We start from the raw sequence: 20,078 nt of genomic DNA on the forward strand, positions 1-20,078 counted from the left end.
ATTTTAGGTTTTTTTGTTTCTAAGAGCTGACTCTCGGTTCCAAAAACAAAGCCGAACAGTGGCTATAACTAAATTACCCACCAAAATCTCACTAAAACGCTATAAAAACCCAAAAGCCAATAGATAAAACCAAACCTTAGATTCCATTTAGGTATAAGTTATAACTTTAATCTTCGGTTATGTTTGTATCGTATTTTCATGCACTTACATTTAGCTTTTACTAATTCAGCAATAAAGGCTATTGTATTCAATTATGTCCCCTCTCCTCACAAACGCATAAAGCTTCACCCAACCAGCATAAACCCAGCCATGCGGTCAAAAAGAGCAAATAATTATTCACGTAAAGAAATCTATCCATTTCCCGTCTCTTTTCGCTCGCGAATTAACACTTCATTTACAAACTTTGTTTAGCTAGATACATTTTCTCGTCGCAACCACAGAAACTTGAATAATGTTCTGTAGGCAACACTAAAAATAACAAGATATTCTAAATGACATGGAAGACAGTAATGACTACAAGAAATTTAACTAGCGCTGCGTTATCGCTTTCTGTTCTTACACTGGCGATCTCTGCGAGCGTAAATGCAGCCCCATCATTTGATCCTCAGCTACAAAATAACGGTTTACAAGTGGGTACTGGTAACCCGTTACCCAAACGCTATATCGTTAAGTTTAAGCGCGCCGATGGCATCAGCGGTTTTGCCCAATCGAGCAACAGTATTGCAGATGCCCAATACCAGCCAAGGAGCAATGAAGTCTTCTCTCATTTCCGCGCACTTAACAGCGTTGCAGCCAAAGAGATGAAACGCATCGGTCGCAGTAATAGCTACTCAGTAAAACTCGATAATCAAAGACTGCAAGAGCTTAGGTTTCGTGCCGATGTCGATTATGTCGAGGAGGATGTACCACGCCGACTGCTGTCAGAAACTACACCTTGGGGGCAAACCTACGTTGGCGCTACTGTTTTAAGCGATAGCCTAGCTGGCAACAGAACCATCTGTATTATCGACTCGGGTTACGATCGTGGCCATAACGATCTCAACGCTAATAATGTCTCTGGCACAAATAATTCCGGCACGGCTAATTGGTTCGAACCAGGTGCAAATAATGCTCACGGTACCCACGTTGCGGGCACCATTGCCGCCATAGCAAACAATGAAGGTGTGGTCGGCGTTATGCCTAACCAAAATGCCAATATCCACGTGATTAAGGTGTTTAACTCAGATGGGTGGGGCTACTCCTCATCACTTGTTTCAGCTGTGGATACCTGCGTAAACAATGGATCCCATGTCGTCACCATGAGTCTAGGTGGTTCAAGCTCAAGTAATACTGAAAGAAATGCTCTCGCCGCCCACGCAGACAACGGCGTGCTATTAATCGCAGCTGCTGGCAATGATGGTAACAGTAGCCATAGTTATCCCGCTTCATACGACTCTGTGATGTCGGTTGCTGCCGTTGATAGCAATAAAGACCATGCCGCGTTCTCGCAATACACCGATCAAGTAGAGATCTCAGGCCCCGGTGAGGCGATTTTATCAACGGTAACCCGAGGTGAGGGTCGCTTAGCCGATATCACCATTGCTGGTCAGTCTTACTTCGACAATGGGGTTGTTCCTCATAATCGTTATGTTCAATCGGGCTCTAGTCATGTTAGCTCACCGATTCTTGGGAGTGTAACCGCTACACTCGCTGAATGTTCAGTTAGTGGCAGCACATTTAATTGTGGCGATATGAGCAACAAGGTCTGTTTAGTCGAGCGTGTCGGTAATCAAGGTAGCAGTTACCCAGAAATCAATGCCGTTAAAGCCTGTAAAGCTGCTGGTGCAAGCGCAACCATTGTCTACAGTAATACAGATCTACCCGGCTTACAGAACCCTTTCTTGGTGGACAGTAGCAATGAAGCGCCCATCGTATCGGTCTCGGTAGATCGCACAACCGGTTTAGCCCTTAGAAACCAATTAGGTAGTAGCATCACAGTAGCGAATACCGATAACGAAGACTATGAGTACTACAACGGTACATCAATGGCAACGCCACATGTATCGGGAGTGGCAACACTCGTTTGGAGTCACCATACCCAGTGTAGTGCCGCGCAGATCCGAGAAGCCCTTAAAGCAACGGCTGAAGATCTTGAGACAGCGGGACGCGATAACAAGACCGGCTTTGGCCTAGTCAATGCTGATGCAGCAAAGGCCTATCTCGATGAGTCATGTACAGGCCCTACGGATCCGGGAACAGGTACAGACGACAATGTGCTGGTTAACGGTGTAGTAAAAACAAACCTTGCGGGTGCGAAGAGTGATGAGCTGCATTACTACATCGATATCCCAGCGGGTGCATCCGATCTGAGCTTTAATATGAGCGGCGGAAGCGGCGATGCAGATCTCTATGTGCAGTATGGCGCAGCACCGACAACGGCTAGCTATGACTGCCGTCCTTGGAAGGGAGGAAACATAGAGTCATGCTCTATCACAAATGCTCAATCAGGAACTTACTATGTCATGGTTCAGGGTTATAGTGCGTTTGATGGCGTTAGTCTTGTCGCAAACTATAGTGAGTCAACTGGCGGTGGTAGCACGGGAGGAGCCGCTACTTACACAAATAACACTAGCTATAATATTCCAGACAACAACAGCGTGGGTGTAGAGAGTACAATATCAGCGGCTCGCAGTGGTGACTCAGGCATAGTTTCTGTTGCGGTCAACATCAGCCATACCTACATTGGCGACCTACAAGTAGAGCTTCATAGCCCATCGGGGCAAGTCGCAGTACTACACAACAATAGTGGCGGCAGTGCCAACGATATCGTTAAAACATACACCGTCGATATGTCGGGAGTAGACTCGGCTGGTGTCTGGAAACTTAAAGCCGTAGACAGTGCTCGACGCGATGTTGGCACCATAAACTCATGGGAGCTTAGCTTCCAATAACAGCAATAAAATGACGTCACAAAAGAGAGCCACACGGCTCTCTTTTTTTACAATATTAAGCTCAAGACCTGTTATTAATAAGCTGGTATAATTACCTCATTCAGGTAAGTACCAACAAGACGATTGCAATAAGACTATGACTCAAGTAAACAACCCACTCCACGGCATTAAGCTCGAAGACTTATTAACGGATCTTGTCGATCATTATGGTTGGGAAGAATTAGGTAGACGTATCGATATTCGCTGCTTTAATCATGACCCTAGCATTAAGTCGAGTTTAAAGTTTCTGCGTAAAACTCAATGGGCCAGAGATAAAGTCGAATACCTTTATTTGAAAATGAACAAGCTGCCTTTACCTGCGCCAAGAGTGCGCTCTGACAATGAGTTTGTCAGTAACGTGCAAAAATCTAAAGAGCCGCTACCCGAGGTCAATGCGAAGATCTGGGGCAAGTAACGCAAGCGCTCTAGTTGCATCATAGGTTGGCTTAGCGGTTAGTTAAGCCAATCTAATACCAATCAGTATAAGAATTTGATCAACTCAGAACGATTTTTGGCAAACTAATTCAAGGCGAATAGCTGCAATAATGGTTGTTCCCTTATAAAGGTATTCAACGCAGAAGTAGGCAGCCAAAAACGCTCCAGAATGGCGAGTTTTAGTGATTCTGATGCTGTGACTCTTAACAATTAAAGAGGGAACTTGAACCTAGTTCAACTATGCTCTTCATTCGTTGCAAACCACATGGATGTGGTGAATGTCATTAAAGCAGGAGCACTTAATGACCTTGCCTCAAAACCGCTAAATTCTCGCTGAGTGACTAAATGTTTATACTGATTGGTATAACTAGATTGGAAACTCAAAAATTAAACGCCATACCTCAACCCCATCGCCGCCACGATAACTTAAACCAAAGCGTTCAATATTGATTAAGTCCCAACCTACTGGCTTAGAAAACGCAAAGGTTAGACCAACCTCAAGGCTACTGGCCACCAGCACATCCTCTTCAAATGGTGTGGTGAACTTTAAGCGATCGAAATACCAATAGCCCGCAACGAAGAAACGGGGCTCAACTTCGACTCCCCCCATCTGGAAAAAATAGTTAGTCCCGATATCGACACCCGATTGCACCGCAGAGTAAGTTTCACTCGCACCATCATTTAAGGTGCTATAGCCAGCAAAAAAGACGCGGTTCACCCACAAGGGGTCACTATCACCAAAATTAAAGTTGAGTAGGCTAGACATGCCAGCCGAATAGATAACAACGTCGTTGCCATTGGTAAAGTTAGTGCCAAAACCGAGATCGGCGTAGGTTTGAAACTCATGGTTATCAGCATTTTTTACCCTGTACTCGAGCCCTGGGGTAACGCTTAGGGTGCCGACACTCGAAGGGAACTCACCGTCTGGTAAGTCGCTCCAGGTAAAATTGAAGAACCCCATAGATATCGGCGTTCGTAATACCAAAGACTCCTCTTCGGAGCGCTCAAGGTCAAAACTGAGTGGAATATTAACGACTGTCGCATTTTGGCCAGCAGTGCGGTAGATACCACTGCCCAAATAGTTCGAGAAAGCATAGTGGCTGTAATCGGTTTCCGCAGCAACAGGTAAACCAACTAATAGCAGTAAAACAGAAAGGACTCGTAAACGGGTCATAGATCGACTTTAAACTTAATTAAACTCTAATAGATAACCCGAATATAACGATATAGCAGGGGAAAAGCCAAAAAAATTAAGGCTTTCCCTATCAAACTCAGTCTTTGTCGCCGTCGATAAAGTGATGCTCAGACATCATATGTCCCAGCTGAGTCGACTTAGTCTTGAGGTAGCCTTCGTTATAGCGGTTCTTACCCACTTGCAGTGGCACTCGCTCAACTACTTCTAAGCCAAAGCTTTGCATCGCCTTCACTTTACGCGGGTTATTGGTCATTAAGCGTACTTTATCGACACCGATCTTTTCCATCATAGGAATGATCATGTCATATTTACGCATATCGGCCTCAAAGCCTAAACGCTCGTTAGCTTCAACGGTATTCGCACCTTGATCTTGCAGTTCATAAGCACGAATTTTATTAAGCAAACCAATGCCACGCCCTTCTTGGCGCAAATAGAGAATAAAACCTTGTCCCTCTTCCGCGATATTTTGCATCGCTGTTTGTAACTGAAAACCACAGTCACAACGTAAGCTAAATAGCGCATCACCTGTTAAACATTCTGAATGAATACGCCCAAGGATAGGTGTGTCTGGGGGAAATGTACCAAAGGTAAGCGCTACGTGCTCTTTACCTGTCTCACTATCTTCAAAGCCATGCATTTCGAAAACACCCCAAGGGGTCGGTAATTTTGAAGACGCGATATATTTAATCGACATGAAAAAACCTTAACGACAACTCTCATTCCATGAGACTGCAAACGTCCTGATAAAGAAAATAAATGCTTGAGACGATACTCTTGCTAGCTCAATGATTCAATCAGCCTATGGCTTAAACGCTAATTAATTCGCCATAGACTAAACTTGAGTCAGCATAAGCCCAGTGCTTAAAGATAACCTTGAAGCGGCTCACTAAATGAATAACAAAAAGCGCTTAAAACTCTTTAGGTGCAAAGCCTGTCACTTGCTTAATGCCCATTTCACGACCTAAAGCTGTCATTGGGTGTACAACGACCAAGCCCTTTACTGACTTTTTCAATTTACCCATGTCAGCCTGTTCGGCTTTCGTTAGCACTCGACTAAACTTTAGACCAGAAACAGTGCTACCTTGCTTACTCAGCTCACGTGTTTGTTGACCTTTAACGCTACTAATACGTTTAGTTAAAGCAGCAATCTCCTGCTTAAACTGCATAATAACAGTCGGATCCCCACGCTTTTCAGCGGCTGCTAGCTTACGACGAAATCTGTCTAACTTATCGTTGAGCGTTTGCAGCTCCTGCTTTAAATTCATTTACAAACCTTAAATTCAAATCTAAATAACACGTCTAGAAACAAAAACAGCCTCAGTTAACTGATGCTGTTTTGCCATTAATTGCCACATTATAACAGTATACAAGACCATTTTGCCTAGGTTTATAGCAAGCTTATCTTAGATAGTGGATTTCTTGGTTACTGCTTCCCCTAAATAATAAGCTTGGATCGGCAAGAGACTGTTCAAACTTACCATCGACAACAACGTTGACTAAGTCAACTATCTCTTGCTGTGCAGCGCTCAAACTCCCTAAGGTATAACCTGTCCACAGCCAGATATCTTTACCGGGGCAATGCTCTCTCACCTGTTTAACAAGTGACAATATCGCCTCTAAATTAGCTGGAAATAACGGATCACCACCAGACAGTGATAAACCTCGCCTCTTGATTCTGTCATCATTTAGATCATCAATGATGCGCTGCTGCATCTGCTCATCAAATAGATGACCTGAACAGGGGTTCCAAGTCGACTGATTGTAACAACCACGGCACTGATGCTCGCAGCCTGAGACAAAAAGAGTGGCACGTGTACCCGGCCCATTAATCACATCTGTTTGATAATATTGATGATAATTCATAATAAACTCATTCCAGCTAAAGAGATAAAAAAGGCGCTGATAACAGCACCTTTTTATTTAGAGAGCGAGCAGCAGCTTATAAGTGCTTAACGCGACGCTTAACTTCTTCCTGCTTACCATAGTTAAATGGTCTAGCATCTGGGCTACCTAAGTAGCCACATACGCGACGAGTTACCGATACTCGACTTGGCTCATGGTTGCCACATTTTGGACAGGTAAAGCCTTTACTGGTACAGCTAAACTCCCCCGTATAACCACAGTCATAACACTCATCGATTGGCGTGTTAGTACCGTAATAAGGCACTCTGCTGTAGCTGTAATCCCAAACATTTTCTAACGCTTCAACGTTATTTTGCATGTTAGGGAACTCGCCGTAACAGATGAAGCCACCATTCGCTAGTTCAGGGTATGGCTGTTCAAAGTCGATTTTGTCGTAAGGGTTAACTTGCTTTTCAACATCCAAATGGAAGCTGTTTGTGTAATAGCCCTTAGCGGTCACACCATCAACAACACCAAACACTTTCGTATCTAGGGCGCAGAAACGGCTACACAAGTTCTCACTTGGCGTACTGTACAAGCTAAAGGCATAGCCAGACTCTTTCTTCCAGTCTTCAGTCGCTTGCTTCATGTACTTGATCACTTCGATAGCTTTTTCACGCAGCAATTCACTGTCGTAAACATGCTCTTCAGTGCCATAAAGTGCATTAATGGTTTCGTGTAATCCGATATAACCCAAAGAGATCGACGCGCGGCCGTTCTTAAAGATCTCAGAGATATCATCATCGGCGCGTAAACGCACACCACAAGCACCTTCCATATATAGAATTGGTGCGACACGAGCCTTAACGCCTTCTAGACGGGCGATGCGTGTATCTAAGCCCTTACGAGCGATAAGCAGACGCTGATCTAGAATGCGGTAGAATTCAGCTTCATCACCATTTGCTTCTAATGCGATACGTGGCAAGTTAAGGCTGACAACACCTAGGTTGTTACGACCTTCATGAACTAGCTCGCCATCTTGCTCAAACGTACCAAGGAAACTACGGCAACCCATAGGCGTCTTGAACGAGCCTGTGACTCTTTCGACTTGCTCATAGTTAAGGATATCTGGATACATACGAGTCGACGCACACTTAAGCGCCAACTGCTTAATATCGTAGTTACAATCGCCAGTCTTGTGGTTAATGCCATCACGAATAGCAAATACCAGCTTAGGGAATACCGCAGTTTTACGGTTCTTACCAAGACCCGCAATACGCACCTTCATCATAGACTGTTGAATTAGTCGTGACTCCCAAGAGGTGCCTAAGCCAAACCCGAAGGTGACGAATGGCGTTTGGCCATTAGCGGTATGCAGGGTATTTACCTCATACTCTAATGACTGGAATGCGTCGTGACACTCTTTCTCTGTTTGTGCTGTGGCAAACGCTTTAGCATCGGTAATACCCCAAGTCAGAGCCACTTGGTAATGCTTGTCATAGCTCTTAGCAACGAACGGCGCTAATACTTCGTCGATACGGTTAATGGTGGTGCCGCCGTAGATATGGCTCGCCACTTGAGCGATGATCTGCGCGGTAACAGCCGTTGCAGTAGAAATTGACTTAGGTGTTTCAATCTCTGCGTTACCCATCTTAAAGCCTTGGGTTAACATGCCGCTTAAGTCGATTAGCATACAGTTAAACATTGGGAAGAATGGTGCATAATCTAAGTCGTGGTAATGGATCTCACCGGACTCATGGGCAGTTACCACGTCTTTTGGCAGAATGTGACACTTAGCGTAGTGCTTAGCCACGATGCCCGCTAATAGGTCGCGCTGAGTCGGGATCACTTTAGAGTCTTTGTTAGCGTTCTCGTTTAGCAAAGCGGCGTTGCTTTGCTCAACTAGGCCGCGGATCTCTTTATTTAAGCGGCTGCTAACTTCGCGCTTAATATCACGATCATGACGGTATTCAATATAAACACGCGCCAAAGATTTGTGTGGGCCTTCCATCAGCAAGTTCTCAACTGAATCTTGTAGGTCGTGAATGTTCACTTCCTCTAAATCAGATACAGTTTGTCTTACTTTTTCTGCAACTTGTTGTGCATATTCAGCGCACTCAATACCTACCGAGTTAGCAGCTGCTATCACGGCATCTTTAATCCTTGTTTCGTCAAAAGGCGTACGGTAACCATCCCGTTTAATAACCACTGGCATTGTATAAATCCTCTTCGGCTCGCTAATCAAAGTAACACTACATATAGTGCTACTTTTTCAATAAATCACAATATGTGGCGCATTAAGCTATAAAATAAGAACGGATACATTGATCCAGATCATACTTTTAAAAGAGGAAGACAATAAGAAAACAGTTCTGTCTATAAACCCGCTTATCTAAAGATATGCCCTTGACGGCGACCTAGAAGCGGGCTAGTGACAGGATAATTGAGGTATAAATTGTGGATAAAAATCTAGTGCCTTTTCGCCAAGGCAAGGTAGCTGTTGAGCTGACCATTTTCTTGCTGATGTTCGCCCGTCATAGAAGCGAGTTGCATCAAAGATTTAAGCCCTTTGTACTGATTGACTTGGGCTTCACTCAGTGGTTTTTCAGAATTTAACAACTCGGTGATATGACTTGAAACACGGTTAGCTTTCTGAGCAACCAATGGCGATTGAGAGATATCCATCGCTCCCATGACCCACTTTGCATCATCTAACATCGCAGCTAGCTTTTTATCGTCTTCACTATCGCTCAGGCCTGCGCGTTGCTCATCAATAAAGTCGGATAGCGATTGCTCATCGGCAGGAGGAATTTCAAAGCCACTATTAGACAAGCGGTTCAACTGCCCTTCAGATAAAATACCATCTTGATACAGTCGCTGGATAAGTGCGGGCAGTTGCGCCGAGGTGAAAGTCCCGCCTTTGAAGAAGTCATTTGCCATCGCTTCGATTTTTTGTGCTCGCTCGGCACGACCCGACAACACCAAGGTATTGTCACTCTTTGTCAGCTCTGCGGTGGCGTTTGGAGTCAATTTAGCATTCGTTGCTGCAACATTTTCGGCATTGGCGACGTTTGATTGCCCCCCATTAACGCCATAGGCGTCAGATAGCGTATTACTGTTTACTGCGGTGTTGATACTGCTAAGTAGGTTCATCGTCAAAAAGCCGGCGTTAAGTGAGAATTACCTCGTTAAAGCATTTAACGTGCCGACTTATCAACTTGAAAACTAACTGGCTACTTTTGCGTCAACTCATGGGTTAAAGAGAGGCATAAGGTTCTGAGTGACTCAACTTGCTCGTCTGTCATATTGACTTTTTCCAGCAAGGTTTGCTTCAGCGCCAAGGCCTCTATTTTAAGCGCATAACCTGTGTCAGTTAGTGCAATCACCTTTTTGCGCTCATCGGTTTCATCAGCAAGCCGCTGTAAAAAACCTTTAACCTCGAGGCGCTTAACAATTGGCGTTAAGGTGCCCATATCGAGTCGTGTCGATTGAGAGACCTGAGTTAAACTCACTCTGTCTTGTAACCACAAAGATTGCATCACTAAATACTGAGGATAGGTGAGTTCATATCGCTCTAATAACGGCCTATAGGCTCTCATCAGGGCATTTGCCGCGGTATAAAGCGCAAAGCAGACGTTATCGGAAAGGTTCGCACCACAAGTATTACTTGAGTCGTTATTAGTCACAGCTACTAAGCTTAGGCAAGTCGAGAATGACGCTCATATTAACTCACAACGGAAATGAAGACTAGTTTGCGCGCCATCTGTTTGTAAGCAGTATTTATTTGCGCAAATAGTTTGCGCGCAAAGCATTTGCAAAAGTAAGTTTACTTGCCTATGATGCAAACAATTACTTTGCGCACAAAATAAATTAAGGAAGGATATGAATAGCCAACAAATTCAATTGAAGTCTCGTCCAGAAGGCATGCCTAGCGCCGACAACTTTGCTCTAACCCAAGTCCCCCTCTCCCCCATCAAGCAGGGTGAGTTCTTAGTCAAAAATCTTTGGATGTCTGTCGACCCCTATATGCGTGGCCGTATGATAGACAGAAAGAGTTACATAGCACCTTTTGAAATTGGCAAAGTATTAGAAGGCGGCGCGATTGGTGAGGTTATAGAATCACTCAACCCTGACTTTCCCGTTGGCAGTAAAGTTAGCAGCATGCTCGGCTGGCGCAGCCACTTTATTAGCAGCGGTACTGAGATCACTGTGCTACCTAATACACCGATTTCCGAGTCGCATTTTCTTGGAGTACTCGGCATGCCAGGCATGACAGCTTGGACCGGACTGAATCGTATTGCACAATTAAAAGCCGGCGAAACCCTGTTTGTCTCTGCCGCTTCTGGTGCAGTTGGCAGCGTAGTTGCGCAAATAGGCAAGCTGATGGGAGCTCGTGTGGTCGCCTCAGTTGGCTCAGATGAAAAAACGCAATATCTCACCTCTTTAGGTGTCGATGCCGTGATCAACTATAAAACCTGTGGCAATTTAGACACAGCACTCGGTCAGGCCGTCCCTGAAGGGATTGATGTCTATTTTGAAAATGTCGGTGGCGAGCACCTTAGTGCGGCACTCAACCATATGAAAGATCATGGCAGAATTGCCGTGTGTGGCATGATAGCCCAGTACAACGATACTACGCCGACACCAGGACCGAGTAATCTTGCTCAGATCATTATTAAGAAGTTAAAGATCGAAGGCTTTATCGTGTTTGAGCATTGGGAGCACTACCCTCAGTTTGCAACACAGATGGGCCAATGGTTAGCCGAAGGCAAAGTGCAAGCAGAGCAAACGATTTATGAAGGATTAGCAAGTGCACCCGAGGCGTTTATCGGACTTTTTGAAGGCAAGAATCGCGGTAAGATGGTCGTAAAACTTGCATAAGCTAAGATAACAACGAGTAATCCGAGGCACAGACCACAGCATAAAAAGAGCCTTAGCCTCTTTTTATGCTGGTCACAATAGCTAAATTAACCTGTATGTTGAGCCAGTGTCGCCTCAATTAAGTGCGCCACTTTTTCAACTGCGGCTTCACCGGCGGCAATCGCTTCTTCGGCGCGATGGAACTCCATGGTACCAATATCACCTAGATCTGGCACGATACAGATGTCCGGCGGATCACCCATCAAGCGCGCTCGTTTATGACGCCCTTCCAAAATTTCCATCGATTGATGCATGACCGCTAGCATCCCCGGATTAGGGTTATGCGGTGCATTGCTCTTACCACCAAGAGAAAACTTATCGGTTAAACCCGTAATGTAACCCCGGCCCCGAGCTAACAGATCGGTAAAGCCTTTATCTTTATGCTTCTCAGCCTCATGCGCTTCTTCGACTGTTGGCTTGTTACTTTTCATATTCACTGGTAACACTTGCATACGGCCACGACGCAGCCCATGCAGATCGACCGCAATAACGATGTCTACACCCATAGCGCGGCTAACCGAAACAGGCACAGGGTTAACGACCGCACCATCAACCAACCAACGTTCCCCAACCTTAACGGGTGGCAAAATCCCCGGCATAGAGCAAGATGCTCGTACCGCGTGACGTAAATCCCCTTCCTTAAACCAGATCTCTTGACCTGAATAGAGGTCAGTTGCAACTGCAGCAAATGGCTTTTTCAACTCTTCGATCTGCAGTTCACCAATACGCTGCTGCAGTACATCAAATACTCGCTCACCACCGATAAGTCCGCCTTTACCCCAGCTAAGATCCATCAGCCCAAGTACATCCCAGCTACTAAAACTGCGCACCCACTGTTCAAGCTCTTCTAAGTGATCATTGGCGTACGCCGCACCGACTAACGCACCGATTGAACAACCTGCAATTTTATCGGGATAGATCCCCATTTTAGCTAGGCCATTTAACACACCGATGTGCGCCCAGCCTTTGGCTGCGCCACTGCCGAGAGCTAAACCTATACGTACTGCACTTTTATTTGTCGACACGGGAAAAAGACTCCATAGATCCGTTTTAAAAACAACCAAATAATAAGAAAGGTTCATTAAGTATCAATGAACGCAAACGGAAAGACCGTAAAGAAAGAGGGCCATTTTAGCAGAGTTATGACGATTTGAAGAACAAAGTTGATGAGTATTCGTAGCACATTGCTAAATCCGTAGGTTATAATACGCGGTCGTATCATTTATGGAGTACACCTTTGCAATTTACCGATTTCTCACTGGATCAACGCCTGTTACAGAGTCTCAAGCATATGGGGATAGACACCCCGACTGAGATCCAGCAGGAAGCAATTCCAGTCGCCCTTGCAGGCAAAGATCTGATGGCCTCTTCTAAAACAGGCTCAGGTAAGACATTGGCCTTTTTATTGCCGGCGATGCAGAGACTGATTTCGTGTAAAGCATTGAGTAAACGTGATCCTCGCGTAGTGATCTTATTACCAACGCGTGAGCTCGCCACTCAAGTGTACAGTCAGCTGCGTTTATTGGTCGCAAACACTCAGTTTAAAGCGATTAAAATCCTAGGTGGCGAGAACTTTAATGATCAAGCAAAAGCCCTAGCCCGCGACCCACACTTTGTCGTGGCGACACCTGGGCGCTTAGCCGATCACCTAAAACAGCATCACCTACACCTAAATGGTCTTGAGCTGCTTATTTTAGACGAAGCCGACCGTATGCTCGATCTTGGTTTTGCCGAGCAGTTAAAACAGATTAACAATGCTGCCGACCATAAGCGTCGTCAAACATTAATGTTCTCGGCAACCTTAGATCATGGTGATGTCAATGAAATTGCCGCTGAGTTACTGAAAAACCCTGAGCATGTTGCTATTGGTGCAGGTAATCTAGAACACAAAGATATTACCCAGCGCATCTTCTTATGCGATCACTTAGATCATAAAGAAGCGATTTTGACCCGCATTCTAAAAGAAGAGCAGCAAAAGCAGATCATCATCTTTACTGCCACAAGACAAGATACCGACCGCTTGGCGAAGAAGTTAGCCGATGATGGCTTTAAAACCGCCTCACTCAGCGGTGAGCTAAAGCAAGCGGCTCGTAACCAGATCATGGACGAATTTAGCCGTGGTATGCAGCAAATTCTAGTGACGACCGATGTTGCCTCTCGTGGATTGGATCTACTCAATGTATCGCTGGTCATCAACTTCGACATGCCTAAGTTTGCCGAAGAGTATGTCCACCGTATCGGCCGTACTGGTCGTGCAGGGGCAAAGGGCGACGCCATCTCGATTGTTGGTCCAAAAGACTGGGTAAACTTTACCCAAGTACAAACCTTCCTGAACAAGACATTCGGCTTTAGCGAGCTTGAAGGGCTAAAAGGCAAATTCAGTGGCTTAAAGCCTAAAGCAGTGAATAAGCGTAAAGCGAAACCTGCGGCCGCAGCGGCTAAGAAGAAAGCGGCCACGGCCAAGAAGAGATCATCGGCAAAAGCGGCTGCTAATCGCGATAAACGCTTTGCGACTGGTGTCGATGTCGGTGATGCGCCAATGCTGAGAAAGCCTAAGTCTAAGCTTCAAGATACGCCGGAAGACTAAGCCGCCCCTTCTACTCAGTGCATTGCAATGCACTGAGTTAAATGAAAAGCCGCATTGAGTCATTCTCTCTGCGGCTTTTTTATGTTTGCATCTCGCCCCTCCTCTTTAAGCGCTAGAGGAAACAAAGTCAAAAAGTTATTTGAATAACGCCTAAATCCACATTAAAACGCTGACCGTTTCAGGAAATAGCGTTACAATAGCCGTAATATTGTTTTTTTAAGGTTTATCATGAGAGTTTGTGGCGTAGAGTTAAAAGGTGGCGAAGCCATCATCAGTTTATTAAGTTATGAAGGCGAAACTTATAACGTGCCGGATTGCCGTCAAAAGTCGTTCGCGATTTCAAACTCTGAAAGCACTGAAACCATGCGTGATTTTCACTTTGCATTTGGCAAGTTGATTGAAGACTACCGAGTCGATGAAATCGTGATTATCCAGCGTGAACAAAAAGGTAAAGGCGCGGGCAGCGTAACTAGCTTTAAGTTAGAAGCTTTGATCCAAATTTTACCTGTTCCTGTGTCTATCGTATCGCCAGTGGCAATCAAAGAGCAGCTAAAGCGTAACCCGCCACAAGTCGATTTCGAAGGCCTAGAGCTTAAGCGTTTCCAAAAGAACGCATTTGAAGCGGCTTACGCCTTCCATAACATGACTATCTACAAGACAGACGAAGCTTAAGGCTTACGAATTGTCACGCTAGAGACTAATTGGGCGCACTCAGGGCGCCCTTTTTATATCTTCAAATACATTTTATTTTTACATCTGAAAAATATAACGACTGCATGCAAACACTCACCTACCTAGCCGGTTATTCAAGCGATATCCAAGAGCAAGTTCAAAGCCTGTTAGAGCAAGATAAGCTGGGGCAGTTTCTACTCAGGCGCCACCCGAATATCCATACTATTCGCACAGACAAAGCCCTGTACGATTACACCATCGCAATTAAGAACCAGTACCTGCGAAAATCTCAGCCACTGTCGAAGGTGATCTTCGATGACAAAATATCTCTGAGCCACCAAGCGCTAGGTTTACACTCTTATGTCGCCCGTAAACAAGGTGCCAAAATCAAGGCGAAAAACGAGATCCGCATCTCTTCACGTCTTAAAAAGGTACCGGAAGGATTATTGAGAATGGTGGTGGTGCACGAGCTTGCTCATTTAAAAGAGAAAGATCATAACAAAGCCTTTTATCAGCTCTGCAGCCATATGGACGGTGACTACCATCAACTGGAATTTGAGTTAAGACTGTTACTCACCTTAATCGATGCAGATAAGAACCCCTACGCTTAATTCGAATAGCCAAAGCAACCTTGGCTAATCACTTGCCTCCCCTGCGATGAGCATTCGCCATGCTCTGCTTGCTCTGCGTATTAGTCACAATCACCTCAATGTGAGCAGAAAACTCAGCTCCCCCGCTTCTCATACAGACACGATAAATGTGAACGATAATGATTTTCATTTAACCAGTTTTAGATTACACTCTAAGTCATTGAGCATAGAGGCACTAACGGTTCATTTGGCGGCCTGCGATAAGTGAAGAGTAGTGAGTGAAAAGTGATGAGTGATGATTTAATTAACAAGCAGCAGAAATCACGCCGTAAGCTAGCTAAGTATCAGCAAAAAATCAGCTATTACACCCAACTCAGCGATAGCGATATCTCGCTGAAAAAGCGCGCAGCCAAGCTAGGCAAATACCGTTTAAAGGTTATCAAACGTCAACTCAAGCTTAAGCGTATTGAAGCCAAAATCAATCTATGCTCAGCATACACAAAACTCACACCTGCTAATGATGCCATTACTCATGCATCCCTATTTACACAGCGCAATATCAGCCTCTCCTCCCCAGCTCAAACAGACTTATATCGCCCCCATAAGAGCCAGCCCTGTAAAAGCTGCCCCGCCCTTCGTGGGAAAGCCTGCTTATGTGCGATGAAAAGCGAGCAGCGTCAACAAGCTTAGCTTCAGCCTTTGAATGAAGGCTTTTTACATTTATTTTGGGGTGGTGTTACCAAGTAGCCAGATCTGTGTTGCTGCTTAATCGTTATCAATCGCCTGCAGCGAGTGCTGGACAGGATGTCGCGCTCACATAGTCAATGATGTGCCTTACATCATGACGACATTCCCAATTTCCCTATGGGTCAGATGTGAAGGAACGACCACATGTGCAGATACAGCTGTTATCCTCAAATATCAATCGTCACCACGAAGCGCTTTGCTTTCACGAAGAACACGAAAGTAAGGATAAAAGGCGCTAACGGCTTGGGCTATTATCTTTCTTCGCGCCCTCTGTATTCTTCGTAGTGAGTTGCTTTTAAAGTGAAGCAGCTTCCTTTTAACGCTGTTTACCCACAAAATCGTTATGTCCCTCTAAAAATTTACCGCTTTATTAAATTTATTAAGGAAAAAATCGAACAGTGTAAATTGTACTCTAAAATTGCAGCATCGAAGCCTCGGTGGTAGTAACGGGAAATGGTACTTTGAATTTCTCGTTACTATCACCACAGTTGTTCAACGCTAAGGTTTTTCTTTAGCATTCAGACTGGTTGGCCTTGTAAATGAAGAATAATGCTATTGCAATACAAACCATCGCCGCAATACGCCAAGGATTAAGAGCTATTGATGCATTCCCCAACCAACCTTGTGTATCAATGAGCATGCTCATAATCATTTGACCGAAAATCGTAGATACCGTAGCTACGGCTATTCCCACACGCGGAACCGATGCAACCATAACGATGAGATACAAAATGCCAAAGAACGCCCCAGTCAATTGCCATTTAGGTACCGTGAGTAAATTTGACTCATATACAGGTTCAAAAAATAGAATAAGTAGTGCCGTTATGACAGTCGCAATACCAAAAGTAATGAGTGCGGTCTTCACAACACCGATTTTTTCGCCCAGTTGACCATTTATTGCAGCCTGTGTACTTAATGCCATACCTGATGCAATGGCGAGTATAATAATTAAAATCACGATATTGCCCCAATATAACTAAAGCACAGTGCAAACAATACAAAGATAAGACCGATAATTCGCTGTGGATTGGTTGGTTTTTTAGTCACACCAAACCATCCAAAATAATCAATAGCAAAGCTTTTGGTTATTTGACCAAATAAAACACAAACCATGGTCATGGCGACTCCAATAACGGGGGTCGCTAGAGTTAGGACGACCACATATAGAGACCCCAGCACGCCACCAATTAGCTGCCAACGAGGGATATTTTGCCATTTATAATGTTTGTGTTGAGGGGTAAAAAAATCAACTAGCCACAGAACTAGGGTTCCCACGCTGACAATGCTCATTGTCGCCCAAAGCTTACCAACTTGAGTCCCTAGAGGCCCTAAGATCCCCGCTTCAAATGAGAGTCCCATGCCTGCGAAAACAATTAAGGTTACAAAAAAAATGTTCATCGTGGGTCAAATAGCCTAACTGAGTTCTGCTTCATAAATGCTTTTCCATTTGGATAAGAAACAAGTTCTAATTGCATGCCCCATGGAGCCATAAAGTAAACCCAAGACTCCCCCTCTGTTGGGCCTTCTGTCATCACGGTTGGCTCCCCCAAAACCTCAATGCCTTGCTGTTTCAGGTACGTCACCGCGGCATCCATATCTTCAACGTAAAATGCGAGATGGTGCCCGCCAATATCCGCATTATTTGGCGGTGTTTTACAGCGTTCAACTATATCTGCGTATTCAAATAATTCTAGGTTAATACCTTTCGCATTCATCATTGCAATATTGATGATTTCGGCGCGGGGGTGAACATTGAGTTGTTCTGCCATCCAGTTATCATCTGAGGAGAAAGGTCCAAACTGGTAAGCGAGCTCGAAGCCAAAATATTGAGAGAAAAACTCAATAGCCTCTTCAACATTCGGCACGGTAAGACCTACATGGTCAGGTTTTTTAAGTCCAGGAATGGTCATTTGAGATACTCCTATACCCTGTGGGTATGTAAAAAATAAGGGGAGCAACGATCCCCTCGAGAAAATAGAAATTAGATATTAATGTAGTTGTAGCTATCATCGCTCTTATCACGTTTACCACGATATTTGTCGCTGTAGTTGTCAGCCCAAATTGCTGATGCATCTTGATTTTGGTTCCAATCAAAAACGGTTGAGCGATGTTTGATTTTCCACTCTCCATTACGACGCTCGAAGCGGAAGTGATGGCGACCACCAAGAATGCCTTCTTTATCCACACCATTATCTTCATGTACATGGTATGCCCAGACGTAACACTCAGCTGTTGCCATATCACCATCGATTTCAATCAACGGGTTACTGATTCGGTGTTGAGTCGCTTTCAGTGCGCGGAAACCTTCCATTGCAGGTTCTACAAATGCGTGAGCATTGTCATTATAGAAAAACAGATCAGGGAAAATAGGATCTTGGTGCTCTTCAATCGCATCTTCCCAGTAGGTGGATTTCATTAATTCGCCATCTACTCGGTCTAAAGCTCGAGCGAATTTGTACATAACTTCTGTCATTTCTTGTTTGTCTAGCAATTGCTGTAATTTTTGTTGCATATCCATTTTGTTTACCTCTCTGAATATGTAAATGTTTATCTCTTCATACGGCGTATAAAGGATAGATGTTATTTCTCGTACTATTTTTTCCACGAGCCAATTGAATTTAAAACAGAAAACTTTCTAGGGCTGGCAAGCAATTCAGGTAAGTAAACTTCGTACTCATCTCGGTAACTCTTGCCATGCAATTGGTTCTTCACGAAGTCGTCCATCGACGACTCATTCCAAACTTCATACAAAGAGAATTTATTAGGATTATCTACATGACGATGAAATTGCGTTGACACAAATGCGATCTCTTTAGACATCGCCTCTAGCACTTGCGTTGCTCCTTGAATAAACCTCTCAATACACTCAGGTTTAACCTCGAACTCAACATAGAAAATAAGGTTGTTTGACATACTATGTTCACTTTTTGTGTAATCTTTATTTGGTGGTTGCGTGCTAATAGCCAGCCACCTTGGATTCTCTGAATCGTTGGCTATCGATGCCACCTTTCAATCGATGAATAAATATTACATGCGCGCTTTGTCGAATGTAACCAGGCTAATAGCTATAGCATGTATTCCATTTTGGAATTCATACTTGAATAAGCGAAAAAACAAGAAACATGGAGGAATGTCGTGGATGAAAAATGAGGGGGGGCATATTTGACTATCACATGGTGTAACAACCACTAGTTTGAAGACTAATTTCAGAAAACCAACCTCGTACTGAACTAACTAAATGTCTCCTCTATTTATAAGGTTTTCTGTAACTAGTGAAAGAACAGCTCGGTAAAGTATGGATTGCTCGCTAAGTCAAGCTCGTCGCTACAAGCAGGAGTCGCTTTGGAATATTTGAGGTAATTCGTAGATTACTAATCTTAGCAAGATAACTAGCTCACTGTTGTCCAAAAATGAGTTTTAATAAGATTGTGGCTTTAGCCATAACTAAAAGCTATCAGCTCATTACAAACTCACAGAAAACACCCATTCCCCATCGAAGTTGCCGAAGTACGTTGAAGAAATAGGCGTAATGCCCACATGGATGTGGGCATAGCTTTCGCGGGGCAGGATGCCCCATCGGAAGCGTTAGACTATTTCGAATAAGTATGAGGCTCGTATCTAATGCATGTAACTTCGTCTGGGGCGCTGAGGGTTTGTTAAGGGGGACAAGCGCTTTCCCCCTTGACTCGGGTGCGGGCGAAGCGCCACGACGTTAATTGTTAGACGGAGTCTAACTTGAAGTCCGTGTGTGAGCTGGAAGCTCACTAACTTTATCAAACGAAACAAGCTGCAAGCTCCAACTGACTTTTGTCCAAACATAAGTTTAAAACATCTGAGAGAGCTAATTCGGAGAGATGATGATTCAGATGTTGTGTGTGATTCATAGACATAGTTTCAACCTGGCGATCTCTAAATCTAGCTTATAATTTGCGTCCTGAACCCTTTCGTTTTTAATATCATAGTTACTCATGACTTCATCAGAGAATGGCGTTTCATTTGCTATATCGAAGTATTTTTCCATCGGCGTTTTGCCTTTGTGGGCACTATGAGGTCGCTCCCAGTTGTAATAATGTTGCCACTCAGAGAGCTGGTTATCCAAATCGTCCGAAGTGATATCTACC

The 20,078-nt window shown here is 44.4% G+C and carries 21 protein-coding genes; 7 read left to right on the top strand and 14 right to left on the bottom strand.

Going from position 1 to position 20,078, the window contains the following annotated elements:
• Window positions 1-509 precede the first annotated feature (509 nt).
• Together L1D44_RS20715 and L1D44_RS20720 are read left to right on the top strand one after the other, a co-directional pair.
• The gene (locus tag L1D44_RS20715; RefSeq protein ID WP_239893107.1) at window positions 510-2,930 is read left to right on the top strand and encodes a S8 family serine peptidase; all 2,421 of its coding nucleotides are present in this window, start codon (window positions 510-512) and stop codon (window positions 2,928-2,930) included.
• A gap of 136 nt (window positions 2,931-3,066) precedes the next feature.
• The gene (locus L1D44_RS20720; protein WP_239893108.1) at window positions 3,067-3,384 is read left to right on the top strand and encodes a VF530 family protein; all 318 of its coding nucleotides are present in this window, start codon (window positions 3,067-3,069) and stop codon (window positions 3,382-3,384) included.
• 387 nt (window positions 3,385-3,771) lie between these two features.
• Here the strand turns inward: L1D44_RS20720 and L1D44_RS20725 are convergent, their stop codons facing one another.
• The 7 genes from L1D44_RS20725 to L1D44_RS20755 form a co-directional block, all read right to left on the bottom strand.
• The gene (locus tag L1D44_RS20725; protein ID WP_239893109.1) at window positions 3,772-4,578 is read right to left on the bottom strand and encodes a hypothetical protein; all 807 of its coding nucleotides are present in this window, start codon (window positions 4,576-4,578) and stop codon (window positions 3,772-3,774) included.
• 97 nt (window positions 4,579-4,675) lie between these two features.
• Complete coding sequence (ribA, locus tag L1D44_RS20730; RefSeq protein ID WP_220770337.1) at window positions 4,676-5,293, bottom strand: GTP cyclohydrolase II; 618 nt, start codon at window positions 5,291-5,293, stop codon at window positions 4,676-4,678.
• Window positions 5,294-5,507: 214 nt separating this feature from the next.
• Window positions 5,508-5,864 (bottom strand): YibL family ribosome-associated protein, encoded by a 357-nt coding sequence (locus L1D44_RS20735; RefSeq protein WP_239893110.1) that lies wholly within the window; start codon window positions 5,862-5,864, stop codon window positions 5,508-5,510.
• 133 nt (window positions 5,865-5,997) lie between these two features.
• Complete coding sequence (gene nrdG, locus L1D44_RS20740; protein WP_239893111.1) at window positions 5,998-6,462, bottom strand: anaerobic ribonucleoside-triphosphate reductase-activating protein; 465 nt, start codon at window positions 6,460-6,462, stop codon at window positions 5,998-6,000.
• A gap of 76 nt (window positions 6,463-6,538) precedes the next feature.
• The gene (gene nrdD / locus L1D44_RS20745) at window positions 6,539-8,656 is read right to left on the bottom strand and encodes an anaerobic ribonucleoside-triphosphate reductase (protein ID WP_239893112.1); all 2,118 of its coding nucleotides are present in this window, start codon (window positions 8,654-8,656) and stop codon (window positions 6,539-6,541) included.
• 254 nt (window positions 8,657-8,910) lie between these two features.
• Entirely contained in the window at window positions 8,911-9,594 is a 684-nt protein-coding gene (locus tag L1D44_RS20750; protein ID WP_239893113.1) for a hypothetical protein, read from the bottom strand.
• An 80-nt stretch (window positions 9,595-9,674) separates the two neighbouring features.
• The gene (locus L1D44_RS20755) at window positions 9,675-10,127 is read right to left on the bottom strand and encodes a MarR family transcriptional regulator (protein ID WP_239893114.1); all 453 of its coding nucleotides are present in this window, start codon (window positions 10,125-10,127) and stop codon (window positions 9,675-9,677) included.
• 196 nt (window positions 10,128-10,323) lie between these two features.
• Between L1D44_RS20755 and L1D44_RS20760 the strand changes: the two genes are divergently transcribed.
• Window positions 10,324-11,322 (top strand): NADP-dependent oxidoreductase, encoded by a 999-nt coding sequence (locus L1D44_RS20760; RefSeq protein ID WP_239893115.1) that lies wholly within the window; start codon window positions 10,324-10,326, stop codon window positions 11,320-11,322.
• A gap of 86 nt (window positions 11,323-11,408) precedes the next feature.
• Here L1D44_RS20760 and rssA read toward each other — a convergent pair whose 3' ends face one another.
• Window positions 11,409-12,386: a patatin-like phospholipase RssA gene (gene rssA, locus L1D44_RS20765; RefSeq protein WP_239893116.1), complete on the bottom strand. Its 978-nt coding sequence runs from the start codon at window positions 12,384-12,386 to the stop codon at window positions 11,409-11,411.
• 212 nt (window positions 12,387-12,598) lie between these two features.
• On the opposite strand from rssA, the gene L1D44_RS20770 reads away from it, so the two are divergent.
• The 4 genes from L1D44_RS20770 (at window position 12,599) to L1D44_RS20785 (ending at window position 15,900) form a co-directional block, all read left to right on the top strand.
• Window positions 12,599-13,948: a DEAD/DEAH box helicase gene (locus L1D44_RS20770; protein WP_239893117.1), complete on the top strand. Its 1,350-nt coding sequence runs from the start codon at window positions 12,599-12,601 to the stop codon at window positions 13,946-13,948.
• Window positions 13,949-14,176: 228 nt separating this feature from the next.
• Complete coding sequence (locus tag L1D44_RS20775) at window positions 14,177-14,620, top strand: DUF3010 family protein (protein ID WP_239893118.1); 444 nt, start codon at window positions 14,177-14,179, stop codon at window positions 14,618-14,620.
• A gap of 104 nt (window positions 14,621-14,724) precedes the next feature.
• Window positions 14,725-15,231: a YgjP-like metallopeptidase domain-containing protein gene (locus L1D44_RS20780; protein WP_239893119.1), complete on the top strand. Its 507-nt coding sequence runs from the start codon at window positions 14,725-14,727 to the stop codon at window positions 15,229-15,231.
• A gap of 267 nt (window positions 15,232-15,498) precedes the next feature.
• Complete coding sequence (locus L1D44_RS20785) at window positions 15,499-15,900, top strand: hypothetical protein (RefSeq protein WP_239893120.1); 402 nt, start codon at window positions 15,499-15,501, stop codon at window positions 15,898-15,900.
• 568 nt (window positions 15,901-16,468) lie between these two features.
• Here L1D44_RS20785 and L1D44_RS20790 read toward each other — a convergent pair.
• The 6 genes from L1D44_RS20790 to L1D44_RS20815 all read right to left on the bottom strand — a co-directional run.
• Window positions 16,469-16,915: a DMT family transporter gene (locus L1D44_RS20790; protein WP_239893121.1), complete on the bottom strand. Its 447-nt coding sequence runs from the start codon at window positions 16,913-16,915 to the stop codon at window positions 16,469-16,471.
• Window positions 16,912-17,355 (bottom strand): DMT family transporter, encoded by a 444-nt coding sequence (locus tag L1D44_RS20795; protein WP_239893122.1) that lies wholly within the window; start codon window positions 17,353-17,355, stop codon window positions 16,912-16,914. Before L1D44_RS20795 ends, L1D44_RS20790 begins: the two co-directional genes overlap by 4 nt.
• Complete coding sequence (locus L1D44_RS20800; protein ID WP_239893123.1) at window positions 17,352-17,867, bottom strand: VOC family protein; 516 nt, start codon at window positions 17,865-17,867, stop codon at window positions 17,352-17,354. Before L1D44_RS20800 ends, L1D44_RS20795 begins: the two co-directional genes overlap by 4 nt.
• A 71-nt stretch (window positions 17,868-17,938) precedes the next feature.
• A complete protein-coding gene (locus tag L1D44_RS20805) occupies window positions 17,939-18,475 on the bottom strand; it encodes a nuclear transport factor 2 family protein (protein WP_239893124.1) in 537 nt (178 codons plus the stop codon).
• Between the two features lie 74 nt (window positions 18,476-18,549).
• Complete coding sequence (locus L1D44_RS20810; RefSeq protein WP_239893125.1) at window positions 18,550-18,870, bottom strand: antibiotic biosynthesis monooxygenase; 321 nt, start codon at window positions 18,868-18,870, stop codon at window positions 18,550-18,552.
• A 967-nt stretch (window positions 18,871-19,837) separates the two neighbouring features.
• The coding region (locus tag L1D44_RS20815; protein ID WP_239893126.1) for an integrase core domain-containing protein at window positions 19,838-20,078 on the bottom strand (241 nt) is incomplete at its 5' end.

The organism is Shewanella sp. Isolate13, from assembly GCF_022398325.1.
GTDB lineage: Bacteria > Pseudomonadota > Gammaproteobacteria > Enterobacterales > Shewanellaceae > Shewanella.